General features: G+C 71.3%; 16 protein-coding genes. 5 read left to right on the top strand and 11 right to left on the bottom strand.

Going from position 1 to position 17,062, the window contains the following annotated elements; all coding sequences use genetic code 11:
* Positions 1-125: 125 nt before the first annotated feature.
* Complete coding sequence (locus O7621_RS03615; protein ID WP_282232714.1) at positions 126-653, top strand: peptidase inhibitor family I36 protein; 528 nt, start codon at positions 126-128, stop codon at positions 651-653.
* Between the two features lie 198 nt (positions 654-851).
* Positions 852-1,631 (top strand): trypsin-like serine protease, encoded by a 780-nt coding sequence (locus O7621_RS03610; protein ID WP_282232713.1) that lies wholly within the window; start codon positions 852-854, stop codon positions 1,629-1,631.
* A 57-nt stretch (positions 1,632-1,688) separates the two neighbouring features.
* Here O7621_RS03610 and O7621_RS03605 read toward each other — a convergent pair whose 3' ends face one another.
* From O7621_RS03605 to O7621_RS03590, 4 genes are all read right to left on the bottom strand, one after another.
* Positions 1,689-4,241, bottom strand: coding sequence for a SpoIIE family protein phosphatase (locus O7621_RS03605; RefSeq protein ID WP_282232712.1), 2,553 nt, complete (start codon positions 4,239-4,241; stop codon positions 1,689-1,691).
* A gap of 84 nt (positions 4,242-4,325) precedes the next feature.
* Positions 4,326-5,636 (bottom strand): low temperature requirement protein A, encoded by a 1,311-nt coding sequence (locus O7621_RS03600; protein ID WP_282232711.1) that lies wholly within the window; start codon positions 5,634-5,636, stop codon positions 4,326-4,328.
* Between the two features lie 50 nt (positions 5,637-5,686).
* The gene (locus O7621_RS03595; protein ID WP_282232710.1) at positions 5,687-5,887 is read right to left on the bottom strand and encodes a phosphatidylethanolamine-binding protein; all 201 of its coding nucleotides are present in this window, start codon (positions 5,885-5,887) and stop codon (positions 5,687-5,689) included.
* A 121-nt stretch (positions 5,888-6,008) separates the two neighbouring features.
* On the bottom strand, positions 6,009-7,886 hold the full coding sequence (locus O7621_RS03590) for an adenylyl cyclase (RefSeq protein WP_282232709.1): 1,878 nt from the start codon (positions 7,884-7,886) through the stop codon (positions 6,009-6,011).
* A 277-nt stretch (positions 7,887-8,163) separates the two neighbouring features.
* Between O7621_RS03590 and O7621_RS03585 the strand changes: the two genes are divergently transcribed.
* Positions 8,164-8,373: a cation transporter gene (locus tag O7621_RS03585; RefSeq protein ID WP_281552671.1), complete on the top strand. Its 210-nt coding sequence runs from the start codon at positions 8,164-8,166 to the stop codon at positions 8,371-8,373.
* On the opposite strand, the gene O7621_RS03580 is transcribed toward O7621_RS03585, so the two are convergent.
* Positions 8,363-10,663, bottom strand: a complete 2,301-nt coding sequence (locus O7621_RS03580; RefSeq protein WP_282232708.1) for a heavy metal translocating P-type ATPase — start codon at positions 10,661-10,663, stop codon at positions 8,363-8,365. The genes O7621_RS03585 and O7621_RS03580 overlap by 11 nt on opposite strands.
* An 87-nt stretch (positions 10,664-10,750) precedes the next feature.
* Positions 10,751-11,044 (bottom strand): metal-sensitive transcriptional regulator, encoded by a 294-nt coding sequence (locus O7621_RS03575; RefSeq protein WP_278172303.1) that lies wholly within the window; start codon positions 11,042-11,044, stop codon positions 10,751-10,753.
* A 123-nt stretch (positions 11,045-11,167) separates the two neighbouring features.
* Here O7621_RS03575 and O7621_RS03570 point away from each other — a divergent pair, with 123 nt between their 5' ends.
* Positions 11,168-11,749, top strand: a complete 582-nt coding sequence (locus O7621_RS03570) for a redoxin domain-containing protein (RefSeq protein WP_282232707.1) — start codon at positions 11,168-11,170, stop codon at positions 11,747-11,749.
* A gap of 20 nt (positions 11,750-11,769) precedes the next feature.
* A complete protein-coding gene (locus O7621_RS03565) occupies positions 11,770-12,630 on the top strand; it encodes a cytochrome c biogenesis protein CcdA (RefSeq protein ID WP_282232706.1) in 861 nt (286 codons plus the stop codon).
* 105 nt (positions 12,631-12,735) lie between these two features.
* On the opposite strand, the gene O7621_RS03560 is transcribed toward O7621_RS03565, so the two are convergent.
* The 5 genes from O7621_RS03560 to O7621_RS03540 form a co-directional block, all read right to left on the bottom strand.
* Entirely contained in the window at positions 12,736-13,674 is a 939-nt protein-coding gene (locus O7621_RS03560) for a beta-ketoacyl-ACP synthase III (RefSeq protein ID WP_282232705.1), read from the bottom strand.
* A 355-nt stretch (positions 13,675-14,029) separates the two neighbouring features.
* Complete coding sequence (gene tnpB / locus O7621_RS03555) at positions 14,030-15,409, bottom strand: IS607 family element RNA-guided endonuclease TnpB (protein WP_282232704.1); 1,380 nt, start codon at positions 15,407-15,409, stop codon at positions 14,030-14,032.
* Complete coding sequence (locus tag O7621_RS03550; RefSeq protein WP_282232703.1) at positions 15,406-15,576, bottom strand: hypothetical protein; 171 nt, start codon at positions 15,574-15,576, stop codon at positions 15,406-15,408. Before O7621_RS03550 ends, tnpB begins: the two co-directional genes overlap by 4 nt.
* A 57-nt stretch (positions 15,577-15,633) precedes the next feature.
* Positions 15,634-16,419, bottom strand: a complete 786-nt coding sequence (locus tag O7621_RS03545) for a class I SAM-dependent methyltransferase (protein WP_282232702.1) — start codon at positions 16,417-16,419, stop codon at positions 15,634-15,636.
* An 82-nt stretch (positions 16,420-16,501) separates the two neighbouring features.
* On the bottom strand, positions 16,502-16,981 hold the full coding sequence (locus O7621_RS03540; RefSeq protein WP_348775284.1) for a cellulose binding domain-containing protein: 480 nt from the start codon (positions 16,979-16,981) through the stop codon (positions 16,502-16,504).
* Between the last annotated feature and the right edge of the window lie 81 nt (positions 16,982-17,062).

Raw genomic sequence — 17,062 nt, 5'->3', positions numbered from 1 at the left:
GTCGATTGGCTATCGTCGGCAGTGTCGTGTTGAGAAGTTCCTGACTGAGCACTGAGGGTGACGGAGGCGTGGTCGGTACGCCCAACCCGCTTCTGGACCGCCACCCGGACCAACTGGAGCCCGCCATGCCGCAACGCATCCGGATCCGTCAGCTAAGCCGGCGGTTGGCACCCGCTCTACTGGCCGTCGCCGTGCTGGCCACCGGACTGCAGCCCGCCGTTGCCGGCCCCACCAACCTCCAGTCACGGGTGGACGCCTACCTGGCAGCCCACCCCGGCGGCACCCGGCTCAATCAGACCGACATCGCCTACTCCGGCGGGGTGTTCATCGTCAGCGTTGCCCGCCCCGCCGAAGCCGGGCCGCTCGCCGGACCGGACTGCCCCGGTGGCTGGTTCTGCTTCTACGACGGCACCAACTACACCTACCCTCGGGGCCGGCTCAGCGACTGCGGATGGCAGGACCTCGGCCGCTGGGGGTGGCGCAACCGGACCGAGTCCGTGCACTACAACCTCAACTACGGCAGCACCACCTTCCTCGACGAGACCGGCCCGACCGACACCAAACTCTTCGTGGTCGACACGGCCCGCCGGACCATGCCCGACGTCTCACCGCACCGCAACCGGGCCGACTACGTCTACCGCACGTGCACCTGACGACACCATTCCGTCACGACCGGACAGTGAACCGGTATCGCCGTAGCGGCGTGCCGGACAGATGTAGGGAAATGTCCATGTCCGATGGTCAGCGGGCCGACCTAGCGTCGAGACGTCCAACGTCCGCTGCCCGCCGGCACCGGCACCGCCCAGCCTGCGACCCGGTCATCCGGTGCGGCCATCCGACAAGGAACCACTGTGTCCCGTACCCTCGCCTCCCGCCTGGCCACGGCGGCGCTCACGCTGGCCGTGACGGCCGGCCTCGGCCTGGCCGCCGCCGGGCCGGCCAGCGCCGTCGCCAACGGCAAGGTCGTCCCCGACGGCAGGTACCAGTTCTCGGTGAAGTTGACGATGACCGGGATCCCGACGGCCGACGGCGGCCGCCGCAACAGCGCCTGCTCCGGAGCCCTCATCGATCCGCAGTGGGTGGTCACCGCCGGGCACTGCTTCCGGACCTTCGACGGCGTACGGGTCGACCGCCCGGTCGCCGACCTGACCACCGCGACGGTCGGCCGGGCGGACCTCACCGGCGACGGCGGCCAGGTCGCCACCGTGATCGCGGTACGCCAGTCGCCCACCAACGACCTGGCGCTGGCAAAGCTGGACCAGCCGGTACGCGGCATAAAGCCGATCGCCTTGGCCCACCGGCCGCCGCGGGTCGGTGCTTTCGTCCGGCTAACCGGATACGGCGCCGACACGTCGGTCGACCCGGTGCCGTCGACCGTGCTGCGCACCGGGCTGTTCGCCGTCACCGAGGTCGCCGACTCGACCATCGGCGTGACCGGTCGGTACCCGCACCCGGACACCAGCGCCTGCGCGTACGACTCCGGTGCTCCGTACTTCGTCGAGCGGGGTCGCCGCGGTCCGGCGCTGGTGTCGGTGGAGAGCTTCGGCCCGGACTGCCCGCACTCCGACGTCGAGACGACGTCGCGGGTCGACAACATCGCCGACTGGATTCGCCAGGCGATCCGGGGCTGATCCCCGTCCCGGTGGTCGACCACCCGACCCGGTGGTCGACCACCGGGACGGCACCGGCTACCGGCCGGGCAGAGTGATGGTCACCCGGGTGCCCGCACCGGAGAGGTCGAGCACCAGCCGGCGGGCCATCCGGTTGATCAGATCGAGCCCGCGTCCCCGATCGGACCCGTCGTGCGAGTGACCCCGCCAATGTCCCCGGTCGGTGACCTCGATCCGGACCTGCTGCCGGTCGAGCAGCATCACCTGCAGTGCGACCGGGCCGCCCGGACGCCCGTGGTAGGCGTGCTCCAACGAGTTGATCAAAGCTTCGTTGCAGGTGGCCAGCAGTGCGTCGGCCTGATCCGGAGTGAGGTCGTTGCCTGCGGACCAGTCCCGCAGTGCCCGGCGCGCGGCGGACAGATCGGCGGGGGAGGTCAGGGTCAGCCGCAGCACCGGGGAGCCGTCCGTGCCGGTGGGCAGCCCGTCCAGATGCACGCAGGCCACCACCGTGTCGTCGGTGATCACCTGGCCGTCGGTCATCGCGTCCAACAGCCGGTCGCACCAGACCTGTGGCTCCGTGCCGGACAACCCCGCGGCGGCCCGGCCGAGCCGGTTCAACCCAGCGTCGATCACCTGACCGCGCCGCTCGACCAGCCCGTCGGAGTACCAGACCAGCATCGCCGAGTCGGGGACCGCGATCTGGGCCTGGGTCCGGGGCTGCGCGGTCAGCCGCAGCGGCAGCGACCGGGCGTCGGTCAGGTACCGGCCGACCCCGCCGGCCACCAGCAGCGGAGGTAGGTGGCCGGCGCAGGCGTAGGTGAGCAGCCGGTCGGTGGGGCTGTACTCGGCGTACCCGACGGTTGCGAAGTCGGCCCCGTCGATCGCCTGGCAGGCGGTGTCCAGCGCCTCCAGCACCTCGACCGGCGACGCACCGGTCTGCGCTACCGAGCGCAGCGACTGCTGCAGCCGGCCCATGGTGATCGCCGACGACAACCCGTGGCCGACGACGTCTCCGACCGCGATACCCACCCGGTTGCCAGGCAGCTCGAACACGTCGTACCAGTCGCCGCCCACGTCGCGGCCGTGCTCCGCCGGCCGGTAGCACACGGCGGCCGTGACGCCCGGCAGGTCCGGCGAGATCTGCGGCAGCAACGCCCGTTGCAACTGGTGCGCGGCGGCGTGCTCGGACTCGTACATGGCTGCCCGGTCGACGGCCTGGCCAGCGAGTTCGGCGAGGGTACGGGCGATCGAAACCACCTCCGGGGTGATCGCGTCGTCCCGACGGAACGCGAACGCCAGCGCACCGAGGCACCGGTCGCCGACCTTGACCGGCACCGCCAGCAGACTGCGGGTGCCGGTCCGAGCGTGGGCGTCGGCGAGTGCGGGGTAACGAGCGTCCAGCGCCGCCCGGGTCGGCAGTTGGACCGGCCGGCCGGTCCGGATCACGTCGACGACCGGCAACCGGTCCGACCCGTCGAGCGGGAACGTGGCGAAGCCTCCGGCGACCTGGTCCGCGAGTGCCGCCGTCGGCCAGCTTCGGACCGAGCCGCCGGCCAGATCGGTGAGCGCGACCGCGCCGTGGTCGGCGACCAGGCCGACGCCCCGGTCGACCAGCACCCGGATCACCTGGTCGGACGTCGCGGAGGTGGCCAGCCCGGCGGTGACGTCCTGCAGCGCCTGCAACCGGCGGCGGGCAGCCACCTCACGACGCGACTCGGCCTGCGCCCGGTCCCGTTGCGCCACCGCGATCGCCAGCGCCCAGGCGCCGAGCACCACCACCGCCAGGTAGATCTGCAGCGACGCCGCCTCCAGCCGGGGCTGCCCGGCCAGCACCGACCACGGCCCGTGCCCGGCGGCGCTGAGCAGGTTCGCGGCGAACGCCATCACGAATCCGGCGGCCCCGACGGTCGCCACCCGGCCCAGGAAGCCGACCGCGAGCAGCACCGGCACCGGCAGATAGGACAGCGGCACCTCCCGGGGCCAGAAACCGATGACGGTCAACGCCCCGGTGCCGGCCAACGCCGTACCGCCCCGGACCAGCTGCCAGGGTCGGACCCGGCCGCGGATCGCGTCTAGGCCGACCAGGGCGGCGCCGAGGGTGAGCACCGCGAGCCCGTCGCCGGCCCAGAACCGGCCCAACGCCGGCCACCAGGCGCCACCGGTGCCGACCGCGCTGGTCGTGGCCCCGATCACCGCGCCGACCAACGGGCCGATGCCCACCGGGTAGAGCAGGAACGCCGCCGCGTCGCGGTACCGGGTCAGGTCGATCCGGCCCGGCCGCAGCCATCGCAGCCCGGCGGCACCGACCAGCGGTTCGGCGACGTTGGTGAGGGCGAAGCCGAGTGCGACCGGCGGGCCGATCCCCTGCCACAGGTCGATGCCGAACTCGGTGAGACCGACGGCACCGAGGATCCACGGCCAGTGTCGGCGGCGGGCCAGCACCAGCGCGCCGAGGGTCACCCCGGCCGGCGGAAAGAACACCGCACCGACAGCCGAAGCGTGGAACAGCAGCCAGGCGCAGCCGGAGCCGAGTGCGTACGCGGCGGCGACGCAGAGCGCGATCAGCGCCGACCGGCCCAGCCGCCCGGTTCGGTGTCGCCAGCGTGCCGGCTCGCCGGCGACCTGTGTCAAAGCTGTCATCCTCCCCGGCCACGCACCAGGAGGACTACCTGGTTGCGCATCAGACGATAATGACAGCGTCGGGTGCCGTACGGCTCACAGGTGCCGTCGGCGCCAGTTGGTCTCCTCGCTCTCCAACGCTTGCTGCTCGGCGAGCTGGCCGCCGCGAAGCGACCGGCGGTGGCTGCCGCCGCGCAGGTTCTCCATCACACTCGCGGCGACGGTGATCAGGCTGAGCAGGGCGAGCGCGGCGAGCGGCGGCATGAACGGGGCCATCGGCAGCAGCGCGGTGATGACCAGGACGGGCAACACGCCGAGCGGGTCCACGGATCGGACCGTCCGCACCTGGAACGCGAGCAGGGCCAGCAGGTAGAGCGCGACGCCGCCGTACAACACCCACAGGTGGACCGGGTCGAGCACCGCCCGGTCCTGGTCGCCGGTGTCACTGGCCAGATGGGCGAGGACCTGCTTGATGCCCAGGGACAGCAGAATGATCCCGAGGACCATCGGGAAGTGCAGCAGGGTGTACGCGTCGCGGGCCAGTCGGAGCCGGGCGGTGCCCCGGGTGCGGTGCAGCACATGGTCGGCCGCGATCGAGCGGGAGTCGAAGTACGACCACCAGAGGGCGCAGATCAGCGCGATGCCGAGGACCACGGCGGTGACCAGGGGAAGCGTCAATGGGGTGCCGGCCAGCAGTTCGGCGCCGAGCCCGATCGAGATGACCGACTCACCGAGTGCGATCAGCACGATCTGGGCGTGTCGTTCCGCCCAGTGGCCGGCCGAGACGACAGCGAGCGCTCCGGTACGGACCACCCCTACGTAGGCGATGGCAACAGCAACGCCCCACAGTGTGACGAACAGGGCTGTCCGGGCACTGCCCGCGTACTGTCGCGGCAGGAGCGCGGCCAGCACCAACAGCCCGCAACTGAGGAACAGGGTCGGTGCGCTGCGCCACCAGATCTCACGCAGCCAGGGATGGTTCCGCGCGGCGTGCCGCAGCGCCACCATCTCCAAGGTCCAGATGATGAAGTAGCAGGCCGGGAACACGAGTTGCCCGGGGATCGACAGTGGCGCGGACGGCGGCGGCACCGCGACGTCGTCTTCGGTGCCGGGCAAGGTCGCGACGGAGACGAAGACCGCCGTCATGATCGCGAAACCGATGATCGGCATGATGCCCTGGTCGGCCCGCAGGTTGTTGCCGAGTACGGCGAACCGCGACCAGGCCAGCCAGAGCGCGGCGAGCAGCAGGATGACGCCCAACAGGATCAGGGCGTCGAGGTCCTCGACGGCCAGCGTGTTCAGGTGGATGAAGGCGAAGACGAAGACCAGGTCGAAGAAGAGCTCCAACCGGGTCACCTTGGCACCGGGCGCCGCCGGCTGGACCCGGGACCGCCCTGCGTCACTCACCCCACCATGATGCTGAGCTGACCGGATCTCATAGCATTTTTCGACCTATTTCATGACGATCGGCGTTCACCTTTCGGGCCGAGACCCCGTTCGGTGCGCAGCACGCCCTGGCGGTCGGCCTGCTCCTGCAGGATCTCGTTGGCGAGCTCGTCGGCACCCGCGTCGTTGGCCGTACCCGAGTTCTCCAGATCCTTACGCAGCCGGGCGCGCTGGTTGTCGTAGCCCTTGCTGCCTGGTCGTTTCCCGGACATCGTGCCTCCTCGTGGTGACCTGTCCGATTCGGGTGACCGGTCGATTCGTGTGACGGTCCGACCGGGCGGGTACCCGGGATCGCCACGGCTATCCGTCGGCCGGTCCCGGGTACCCGACCCGTCACGGCTCCGGGAACTCGACCAGATAGACCGGCGCGCCGACCCGGGTCGTGTCGGCCGCCTCACCGATCCCGTTGACCACGTGGTCGATGGCGCCCGCGCTCAGGTTGACGGTCATGATGTGCCGCAGCCGTACGCCGGGACGGTGCGGCACCTCGAAGCCGTTGCGGGTGCGGATCGACGGGTCGTTCTGGTTGAACACGTACACCCCGCCGCCGTCCAGCTGGTGGTGCCGCACGTGGTCGGCGACCTTGTAGCCGGCCCAGCCGGGGGTGTCGCCGTTCATCCAGTCGGCCTGGCTTGGCGGGTCGTACGGCAGCTCGTTCTGGTACAGGACCGTGGTGCCGTATTCGCCGTTCCAGACCGTGTTGTACCGCTGGAAGTGCTCGACGAACAGTCCGGTCGCGGTCACGTGGTCGCCGTTGACCACGACGCCGTACCGTCCGGTGTTGGTGTGCCAGCGGTCGGTGTCGCCGTTGACGCCTTCGGTGAACCCTTCGACTCCGTGATCGGCCCGCCACACCCAGGTGTGGTCGATCAGCACGTGGTCGCTGTTGATCTGCAGCGCGGTGTCGGTCCGGCCGATGTGCGGGCCGCCGACCCGGAAGTACACGTCCGACAGGGTGACCGGGTTGCGCGGCGTACTCAGGTTGCGGCCGTGTTCGCGGCCGACCCGCAGCAGGACCGGCGACTCGGTTTCCCCGGCGTCGATCGTCACCCCGGCGACCACGACGCCGGGTACGCCGGCGACCTCGAGCGGTACGGCGCCGTCGTGGGCGGTCAGCGTGGCGTGCCCGATGCCCAGCACGACCGTGTCCGGTCGGCGGACCTTGATGCTGCGGGCCACGTCATAGACGCCGGGGGTGAGCAGCAGGTGGCGGCCCCGGGCGAGCTGGCTGTTGATCACGTGCACCGGGTCGGCCGGGGTGGCGACGAAGAAGTCGCGGATCGGCAGCGTACGGCCCGGCGTCAGGCCGGCACCCCAGGAGATGCCGGTGCTGTCACGCTGCACGGCCGGCACCCGGACCTGGTACGCCCCGCGCCGGTCGACGAACAGGTACGGCTTCTCCCGACGCAACGGCGTCGTGTCCAGGGTGGTGTACGGCGGGTCGGGGAACGCTGCGTCGTCCGGTGCTCCGACGACACCGGCGAAGACCTGGTTCCAGACGCCGTTCGACCAGCTGCCGATCTCGCTGTTGCGGGTCAGCCACTGCTGCTGGGAGCCGTTGGTGACGTCGGGCAGCCGGGAGTCGGCGATGAACCCGCCGCTGGCGTACTGTGGCCCGGCGGTGCAGTAGTCCATCAACGACAGGCCGCCGCCGCTGACGTCCACCCGCCGCATCGACACCGCCTGGGACACCGCCCAGAAGTTCGCCGTCGACCGGCACTCGTCCTGCCCGGCCGGGTCGATACGCAGGGACAGGTTGGACAACGTCCGCCAGAAGTTGACCAGGGCGATGCAGTTGCCGGTGCCGCCGTCGGTCAGGCAGCGGTTGTACGCCTCGATCTTGCCGTTGATCACCACGTCGGTGGGGCTGGCGCCGAGGCCGGAGATCTCGGTGTAGTACCCGGCCCTGATCTGCAGCGGTTGGTCGGCGGTGCCGTAGCTGCCGGGTCGGAAGAGGAACGCGTACCGCTGCCGGCCCATCTCGTTGTCGACCTGCCGGGTGTACGCGGCGTCCAGCCGGGCCTGGATCTCGTCGACCGGCGTGCCCGGATGGAAGACCGTGACGTGTGGGCCGAGGTCGGTCCGGTCGGGCCGGTGCGGTGGGCCGGCGGCGGCCGTGGCGCTGGTCAGGCCGGCGGCGGTCGTCACGATCAGGCCGAGCGCGAGGCTGCCGGCGGCCCGTCGGAGCCGGCCGGGGTGTCGTCGGATCATCGGATTCCTTCCGGCCGCGCCGGTGGCGGCTGCCCCCGGGCGCGGCGTGGGGTGGGTCGGTCAGAGGGGCGTGAGAGCGCTCTCTCGATATTGCTCGACGGCACCGACCGGTGCCGTCGGGGAATGATCTGTTTCTACCCGCTGGATCGGTCTTTGGCTATGGGGTGCTGGCCGGTCGCCGGCCGACGACGGTGCCGGATCCGCCACCATACGCATTCCCGGTAGGGGTAAGCTCAGCGGTCGAGTCGGATCGCAACGCGTCGCGAGGGAGAGACAGATGGCGGTCAGCACCTACACCGTGCAGGGGATGACCTGCAGCCACTGCGTCGGTTCGGTTTCCACCGAGATCGGCGGGATCGCCGGGGTCACCGAGGTGGACGTCGACCTGGCCACCGGCCGGGTCACCGTCACCAGCGAACAGCCGGTCAGCGACCAGGCGGTGGCCGCCGCCGTCGAGGAGGCCGGCTACGAGCTGGTCACCGGCTGAGCACCACCGGCCGGAACCGGCGCAGCCGCAGACTGTTGGCGACCACGAACGCCGACGACATCGCCATCGCCGCACCCGCGATCATCGGGTTGAGCAGGCCCGCCGCCGCCAACGGCAGCGCCGCGACGTTGTAGGCGAACGCCCAGAACAGGTTGCCCTGGATCGTCCGTAGGGTGCGGCGGGACAGCCGGACGGCGTCGACGGCGGCGGTCAGGTCGCCCCGTACCAGGGTGAGATCGGCGGCCTCGATGGCGGCGTCGGTGCCGGTCCCCATCGCCAGGCCGAGATCGGCCTGGGCCAGGGCGGCGGCGTCGTTCACTCCGTCACCGACCATCGCGACCACCCGACCGTCAGCCTGCAGCCGCTTGACCGCGTCCACCTTCTCGGCGGGCAACACCCCGGCGATCACCTCGTCGACCCCGACCTCGGCGGCGACCGCCCGGGCGACGGTGGCGTTGTCCCCGGTGAGCAGGACCGGGGTGAGTCCGAGCCGACGCAGCGCGTCGATCGCCGGCCGGCTGGTCGGCTTGACCCGGTCAGCGACGGCCAGCACGCCCCGGGCCTGACCGTCCCAGCCGACCATGACCGCGGTCCGGCCGGCGGCCTCGGCGGCGGTCATTCTGCCGGCCAGGGCCGCGTCCACGGTCAGGCCCTCGTCGGTCAGCAGCGCCGGCCGACCGACCAGCACGGTACGCCCGCCGACGGTGCCGCGTACACCCAGTCCGTGCCGGCCGGCGAAGTCGGTCACCGGCGGTAGCGGCCCGACCCGCTCTGCGGCGGCCCCGGCGACCGCCCGGCCGATCGGGTGCTCCGATCCGGCCTCGACCGCACCGGCCAGCCGGAGCAGTTCGTCGGACTCCGGGTCGGCGCCGTCGACCAGCACGTCGACCAGCGTCATGGTGCCGGTGGTGACCGTGCCGGTCTTGTCCAGCAGCACGGTGTCCACCCGGCGGGTGGACTCCAGCACCTCCGGGCCTCTGATCAGCACGCCGAGCTGGGCGCCGCGTCCGGTGCCGACCAGCAGCGCCGTCGGGGTGGCCAGGCCGAGCGCGCACGGGCAGGCGATGATCAGTACGGCGACCGCGGCGGTGAACGCCACAGTGGCCCCGCCCCCGGTGGCGAGCCAGTAGCCGAGGGTGCCGACGGCGAGCGCGATGACGACCGGCACGAAGACGCCGGAGATTCGGTCGGCCAGCCGTTGCGCCGCCGCCTTGCCGGCCTGCGCCTGCTCCACCAGCCGGGCCATCTGGGCGAGCTGGGTCTCGGCGCCGACCCGGGTGGCCGTCACCACCAGTCGGCCGCCGGCGTTGACGGTGGCGCCGACCACCGGGTCGCCGGGAGCGACCTCGACCGGCACGGACTCGCCGGTGACCATGCTGGCGTCCACCGCCGAGGAGCCCTCGGTCACCACACCGTCGGTGGCGATCTTCTCGCCGGGCCGGACGACGAACCGGTCACCCACCGCGAGCTGGTCGACCGGAATCCGGCTCTCCACGCCGTCGCGCAGCACGGCGGCATCCCGGGCACCCAGCTCGAGCAGGGCCCGCAGCGCCGCGCCGGCCCGGCGCTTGGCCCGGCTCTCGAAGTAGCGGCCGAGCAGGATGAAAACGGTCACCCCGGCGGCGACCTCAAGATAGATGTTGGCGGCGGCCATGCCCCGGTCGACGGACAGGCTGAACGAATGGGTCATGCCGGGGGTGCCGGCGGCGCCGAAGAACAGCGCCCACAGCGACCAGCCGAGGGCGGCGAGGGTCCCCATCGAGACCAGGGTGTCCATGGTCGCCGCGCCGTGCCGCAGATTCGTCCAGGCGGCCCGGTGCAACGGCAGGCCGCCGTAGAGCACCACCGGGACGGTCAGCGCCAGGCTGGCCCACTGCCAGTAGGTGAACTGCCAGGCGGGCACCATCGCCAGGGCCACCACCGGCACGCTCAGCGCCAGTGCGACCCAGAGCCGGGTACGCAGCGAACGGAGGTCGTCGGAGACGCCCGGCCGGGCGTCTTCCGCAGAACTGTCGGAATCCGCTGCGCCGTCGGGGTCCGGCGGGGGAGCGGGCAGCTGGGCGGTGTAGCCGGTACGGCGTACGACGTCGACCAGCTCGTCGGCGGTCACGGTCGGACTCTCGACGGTGACGCTGGCCTTCTCGGTAGCGAAGTTCACCGTCGCGGTCACCCCGTCGATCCGGTTGAGCTTCTTCTCGATCCTTGCCGCACAGGACGAGCAGGTCATTCCACCGATGCTCAGCTCGATCCGGGTCGCCGTCGTGGCTCGGCCCGCTCTGGTGCTGCTCATGCCGTCCTCCTCGCCTGCGGTGATGGCGGGACCCACCATACCCCTAGGGGGTAGATCGTGACGGGTCGGGCAGCGGGTGTGACGAGGTCAACCTCGCTTCATCAGCCGACCGACCGCCGCCATCATCTCGGCAGCCATCTCGTCCGCCCGGCCCTCGGCGGAACCCTCCTGCATACAGTGCCGGGCGTGCCCGTCCAACAGGCCGAGGGCGACCTTGTCCAGAGCTGCCTGGATGGCGGAGATCTGGGTCAGCACGTCGATGCAGTACCGGTCGTCGTCGACCATCCGCTCGATGCCGCGTACCTGTCCCTCGATGCGGCGCAGCCGGGCCTGGAGCTGGTCCTTGGAGGCGGTGTAGCCGCGGGTGGTCTGGCTGGTCATCTCCGTAGGCTAGCAACCCCCAGGGGGTATCTGCGAGAAACGAGCCGGCGGGCAGGTACGGTTACCGGAACATCGTCGGACGTCGGATGTCGGGACGGAGCGGACATTATGCGGGTGCGGTCGATGATCATCAGCCTCGTCGTCGCTGGCTCGGTGGCGTTGGCCGGCTGCGGCACTTCGGCTGACGGGGACGGCACGCCGCCGTCCGGCGGGACCGGTACCAGCACGCCAGCCGGGGACACCGACTCCCAAACCGGTGCAGACACCGACAATGGTGCCGGCACCGACGGTGGCGGTGTCAGCGCCAGCTATGCCTTCACCGCAGACACCCTGGCCGGTGACACCTTCGACGGGCGCAGCCTGGCCGGCAAACCGGCGGTGTTGTGGTTCTGGGCACCGTGGTGTCCCACCTGCCTCGGCCAGGCGGCCCGAGTCAACTCGTTGGCCGCCGACTACGCCGACACCGCGAGCGTGGTCGGCGTGGCCGGGCTCGACGGGGTGCCGGCCATGCACGACTTCGTCGAGCTGGCCGAGCTGTCCGGCTTTCCGCAACTGGCCGACGAACAGGGCGCGGTGTGGCGGCACTTCGAGATCACCGCGCAGAGCACCTTCGTCGTCCTCGACGCCGATGGTGAAGTCGTCGACAAGGGGCATGTCGATGTCGACGCGCTGCCCGGCATGCTCGACCGGCTGATCGCCGGCTAGCCGACCCGCCACCCGATCCGATGACCGACGCACCCCTCGCACTCGCCCTGGCGGCAGGCACCCTCGCCGCGGTCAACCCGTGCGGGTTCGCGCTGCTGCCCGCGTACCTGTCCTTCCTGGTGAGTGGCGACGACGCGGCCGCCACCGGTCGGGGGGCCGCCGTCGGTCGGGCGCTGACCACGACGGCGGCGATGACCGCCGGGTTCGTCGTCGTCTTCGGGGTTTTCGGCCTGGTCGTGGCGCCTGCCGCTGGAGCGGTGCAGCGCCACCTGCCGTGGCTGACCATCGGCATCGGGCTGTTGCTGATCGGGCTCGGCGGGGTGCTGCTGGCCGGCCGGCAGCTGCCCGGCATCGGCATGGTGCCGTCCCGCGCCCCGGCCACCAGCCGGTCACTACTGTCCATGGTGGTGTTCGGGATGGCCTACGCCGCCGCGTCGCTGTCCTGCACGATCGCTCCGTTCCTGGCGATCGTGGCGGCCAGCTTCCGCGCCGGTTCGGTCGCGTCCGGAGTGGCCCTGTTCGTGGCGTACGCCGCCGGCATGGGGCTGACCGTCGCGGTCGCGGCCGTCACCGTCGCGCTGGCCCGCGACGGGCTGCTGCGCCGGGTCCGCCGCGCGGCCCCGCTGCTGTCCCGCGTCGGCGGCGCTTTGCTGGTGGCCGCCGGCGGCTACGTCGCCTGGTACGGCTGGTACGAGATCCGGCTGCTGCGCGGCGGGTCGGGCGGGGACCCGCTGATCGACGGTGCCGGCCTGGTCCAGCGGTGGCTGGCCGCCACGCTCGACCAGGCGGGGGCGGCCGTCCTGGCCACGGTCCTGGTCGTGCTACTGGCCGGTGCCGGCCTGCTCCGGCTGGCCCGGTCCCGTCGTCGGGGCCGCAGGTAGGAGAACACCACGGTCCGGGCGTTGGCCGGCAGCTGCCCGGTCGCTGAACGCACCGCGACCGACAGCAGGTCGACCGTGGTCGGTGCCGGCGACGACAGTTGATCGTCAGGGGCAGCGGACGACCTGGCCTCCGTAGGACAGGCCGCCGCCGAAGCCGAACAGCAGGATCGGCGCGCCGGACGGTATGTCGCCGCGCATCACCAGCTTCGACAACGCGATCGGAATGCTGCCGGCGGAGGTGTTGCCGGACTCGACGACGTCCTCGGCCACGATCGCGTTCGGCGCGCCGATCCGTTCGGCGAGCGACCTGATGATGCGCAGGTTAGCCTGGTGCGGCACGATCGCGGCAAGGTCTGCCGGGGCCACCCCGGCCCGTTCGCAGACCTGCCGGGCGATGGTCGGTAGCACTGTGGTCGCCCACCGGTAGACCGCCTGGCCAGCCTGCTGGAACGTGCCGGCACGACCCTCGATGCGTACCGCGTCGGACATCTCCGGCACCGAGCCCCAGACGACCGGACCGATCCCGGGCTCGTCGGCGCCAGTCAGCACCACGGCTCCCGCGCCGTCGCCGACCAGCACACACGTCGTACGGTCGGTCCAGTCGGCGAAGTCGGACAGCTTCTCCACCCCGACGACGATGGCGTTGCACGCCGCGCCGGCGCGTACTGCGTGGTCGGTCGCGGCCAGCGCGTAGGTGAACCCGGTGCAGGCGACGTTGACGTCGATGACCGCCGGGTGGCTGAGCCCGAGGCGGGCGGCGACCCGGGCGGCCATGTTCGGCGACCGGTCGATGGCGGTGCAGGTGGCAACCGAGACGTAGTCGATGTCGGCGGGGGACAGGCCGCTCTGGGCGAGTGCCTTGCGGGCGGCGTGCGCCGCCATCTCGTCGACGGTCTCGTCCGGCTCGGCGATGTGCCGGGTCTGGATCCCGACCCGGGACTGGATCCATTCGTCGCTGGTGTCGACCATCTTCGACAGGTCGGCGTTGGTGAGGATCCGGCTGGGCTGGTAGTGCCCAACGGAGAGAATGCGTGAGCCAGTCATCGATCTATCTCCCTTGGGCTGCCACGAGTGATGCCAGCGACTGGGCTCGACTATAGTGCCTTTTCGCAGTCCAGCCGGGGTACCGTCAAGAGCTGACTGCTCGCATTGGTTGAGGTGGCCGCTGCTGCGATCTCGATCGAGCGGGCCTGCTCGTCTGGTCCGGACGGAGCTCGGCTACCGACGCGGCGGTGCACGACGGGGTAGATTCCATTGTGGTTAAAGACGGTCGGCTGGTCGCGTAGCCGATCCACCACCCCACCACTCCCGATCGGGGAGCACCTGCGGTCCTGACCGTCCCCCGGGCGCTCCCCGACGTCGCTGCCTGGCGAGGATCTGCCGGACCTACCGTTACCTTTCAGTGTGCTCTAGTGAGCACATGGTCGGTAGTCCCGCCTTGCGGTGGGACGGTCCCGGTCTGACCGGCGGGTGCCGTGCCGGGTTCACGCTTCACGGCCACCTGCCCGCGTACGCGGGTCTTCTGGTCGGCTCCACGTGCTGCCACCGGGCCACTCCCGGCGGTCTCGTACTCAGCGGCCAGGGCGGCCAGGTTACGGGCGGCGTTGTGGTCGCGGTCGATGACCAGGCCGCATGCCGCGCAGTGGTACTCACGCTCGGAGAGGGCCAGCTTGGTTTTCACCGCGCCGCAGCCCGAGCAGGTTTTCGAGGAGGGGTACCAGCGGTCGGCCACGAGCAGCCTGCCGCCGTTCCATCCGGTCTTGTACGCCAGTTGCCGTCGTAGTTCGGCGAATCCGGCGTCGGTGATGTGCCGGGCCAGCCGGCGGTTGGCGAGCATCCCGGCCACGTTGAGGTCTTCGGCCACGACCGTGCCGTGTTCGCGGGTCAGTCGGGTGGTGAGCTTGTGCAGGCCGTCGCGGCGCAGGCGGGCGACCCGGGCGTGTGCCCGTCCGAGACGGGCGGAGGCGCGCTGCCACCGGTTCGACGGACGTCGGCCGGTGCGCCGGTCCGGGCCTTGCCGGCGCGACAGGGTCCGGCCGAGTGTCCGTAGCCGGGACCGCGCGGCGTCGAGGTGTCGGGGGTTCGGTACCAGTTCGCCGGTGGACAGCACCGCGAGATGCCGGATGCCGACGTCCACACCCACCACCGAGTCTGGTCGGGTCGGCCGCCGGACGGCGCGCTCGACTTCGACGGTGAACGCGACGTGCCAGCGTCCGCCGTCGCGGCGCACGGTGGCGGACATGATCCGGGCGGTGCCGGCTTCCACACGGCGGGCGAGTTTGCGTGTGGACTCGTGCACCTTCAGTCGACCCAGTCGGGGCAGCACCACATGTTTGCGGTCCGGCTCGACGCGGATCGCGCCGGTGGTGAACCGCACGCTGGGTGTGGTGCGGTGGCGGGATTTGAACCGGGGAAACCCCACCAGCCGTCCCGCGCGCTTCCCGCCGCGGGAGTCGGCCCAGTTGGTCAACGCGCGGGCCAGGGCGTCCAAGCCGGTGTTGAACGCCTCCTTGGACACCTCCGGCCACCACGGCGCCACATCCCGTTTGGCCGCGTTCCACGCCTTACGCAGCGCGGGCAACGACCACGACCCTGCCGGGGTGAGCCGATCCTCGGGAATGCCGTACGAACGCTCGGCGGCCCGCTGGTCCATGACCGCCTTGACCCGCGCGAGGGCCCAGTTGTGCGCCACCCGCGCCGCTCCGGCGTGCGCGAGCACGTCACGTTCCTGGATCGGGGTGAGATCGAGGGCGAAACGGTACGCCTGGATCGTCTTCACGCCGGGCCGCCCGCCGCGGTGACAGCTTCGACAGCCCGGCGGGCCCGGTCCGCCGCCGCCCGCCGCCCGAGCCGGTACGTGGGAACGGGCAGCGTCCCGGCCGCGTACTGCCGACGAGCGGTGATGTAGGCGATGCCCTGCGACGCCGCCCACTCCTTCAAGTTCACATCGAACACCATAGCAGTCTCAAGAGCACCAAAGATGCCCAGGACGGCAACAGACAACTACCCCTCCGGGTCCTTGCGGACGATCAGCATCGGGTAGCGGGCGAGCCGTGCGCTCCAGCGGGGCAGCCGGTCTTCGACCGCCGCGACTCCGGCCACCATCGCTCGGCCGATCCGCCCGCCGGGCACCACCGTACGGGTGATCTCCGGCGCGAGAACCGACCAGCTCCGAACCTCGATCCGCGCCCGATCCCGCAGCCCGGCCTGCAGCCGGCGATGGTCGACCGGGTGGTAGGGCAACGGTGGGAGGTCCGCCACCGGCCGGGAGTCCAGCCGTAGCTGGCGGGCCAGGTTCTGGAGGCGGGCGAACGTCTGGATGTACACGAGCACGGCGACGCCGCCCGGCCGCAGGACCCGGCAGATCTCTGTGAGCGCCAGCGTCTGTCGCTCCGGAGTAAGGTGGTAGAGCACGTGGGCGCACAGCACCCGGCCGAAGGTGTCCGCCGGAAAGGGCAGCTGGCAGATGTCGGCCTGCAGGTAGCTGGCGGTGTCGCCGAGGGTCTGCCGAGCGCCGCGCAACGCCGCCGCCGCGAAGTCGAGATTGACCCGTGGGCCGCCGCCGTCGACCGGCACCGGCGCTCCACCGCACCCCAGGTCCAGCAGCGGACCGTCGCCTGCCAGCAGCCGGGCGACCCGCTGGTCACGGCGTCGATGATAGCCGTCCATCACCGGCCTGAGATCGACGAACGCCTCCGCGTCCTGATACTGACCGGATGAGCCGCGCTGCCAGCCGTAGGTTTCGTAGAACTGCCGTACCGCCATGTGGTCTTCACGGGTTTGCTCCATCGATCGATGTTGGCGTACCTCCACAGCAGAATCAATCCGCTGTCGGTGTGCGACGGGCCGGGTGAGCGCCGGCGTTTTACGGTCAGGTCGCGGTGCAGGTCAGGCTCGGTGTGGCGTTGCTGCCGTTCCAGGTACCGATGAATCCGAAGGTGGTGCTGGCCCCAGCGCCGAGCAAGCCGTTGAAGGAGACGTTGGCCGCCGTCACCGCCGAGCCACTGGCGTTGATGGTCGCGTTCCAGGACTGGCTGATCGTCTGGCCGTTGGCGAAGGACCAGCTCACCCGCCAACCCCTGATCGCGGACGAGCCGGCGGTGACCCGGACGTCGCCCTGAAAACCGCCTTGCCACTGGCCGACGACCGAGTAGGTCGCCGTACAACCACCGGTGCCCGGCGGCGGGGTGGTCGGGTTCGGCGGCGGCGGCCAGCCGGGGCCGCCGGGTGGCCAGCCGACAAGACCACCGCAGTACTGCCCGGCGGTGACGGTCATCAGCCGGGTGGCGCCGGCAGCGGCTAGGGCGCCGCAGTGGCGCAGTGGCGGCTGCGGCTCGGGTGGCTGCGGCACCACGCGGAGGTGGTGACGATTGCCACCTCCGCACCATCCCTACCCGTCCGCGACGGTAGATTGCCCCCTGCCGTCCGTGCT

Source organism: Solwaraspora sp. WMMD937 (assembly GCF_029581175.1).
Lineage (GTDB): Bacteria > Actinomycetota > Actinomycetes > Mycobacteriales > Micromonosporaceae > Micromonospora_E.
Note: the sequence above shows the minus strand (reverse complement) of the source record. Positions and strands in the feature narration are given on the sequence as shown.

Excerpts from the sequence above, each read along its gene's own strand:
- O7621_RS03615 (WP_282232714.1), top strand. The coding sequence starts at position 126 with ATGCCGCAACGCATCCGGATCCGTCAGCTAAGCCGGCGGTTGGCACCC.
- O7621_RS03595 (WP_282232710.1), bottom strand. The coding sequence starts at position 5,887 with ATGTCCGGGAAACGACCAGGCAGCAAGGGCTACGACAACCAGCGCGCC.
- O7621_RS03590 (WP_282232709.1), bottom strand. The coding sequence starts at position 7,886 with ATGATCCGACGACACCCCGGCCGGCTCCGACGGGCCGCCGGCAGCCTC.
- O7621_RS03585 (WP_281552671.1), top strand. The coding sequence starts at position 8,164 with ATGGCGGTCAGCACCTACACCGTGCAGGGGATGACCTGCAGCCACTGC.
- O7621_RS03580 (WP_282232708.1), bottom strand. The coding sequence starts at position 10,663 with ATGAGCAGCACCAGAGCGGGCCGAGCCACGACGGCGACCCGGATCGAG.
- O7621_RS03575 (WP_278172303.1), bottom strand. The coding sequence starts at position 11,044 with ATGACCAGCCAGACCACCCGCGGCTACACCGCCTCCAAGGACCAGCTC.
- O7621_RS03570 (WP_282232707.1), top strand. The coding sequence starts at position 11,168 with ATGATCATCAGCCTCGTCGTCGCTGGCTCGGTGGCGTTGGCCGGCTGC.
- O7621_RS03565 (WP_282232706.1), top strand. The coding sequence starts at position 11,770 with ATGACCGACGCACCCCTCGCACTCGCCCTGGCGGCAGGCACCCTCGCC.
- O7621_RS03560 (WP_282232705.1), bottom strand. The coding sequence starts at position 13,674 with ATGACTGGCTCACGCATTCTCTCCGTTGGGCACTACCAGCCCAGCCGG.
- O7621_RS03545 (WP_282232702.1), bottom strand. The coding sequence starts at position 16,419 with ATGGAGCAAACCCGTGAAGACCACATGGCGGTACGGCAGTTCTACGAA.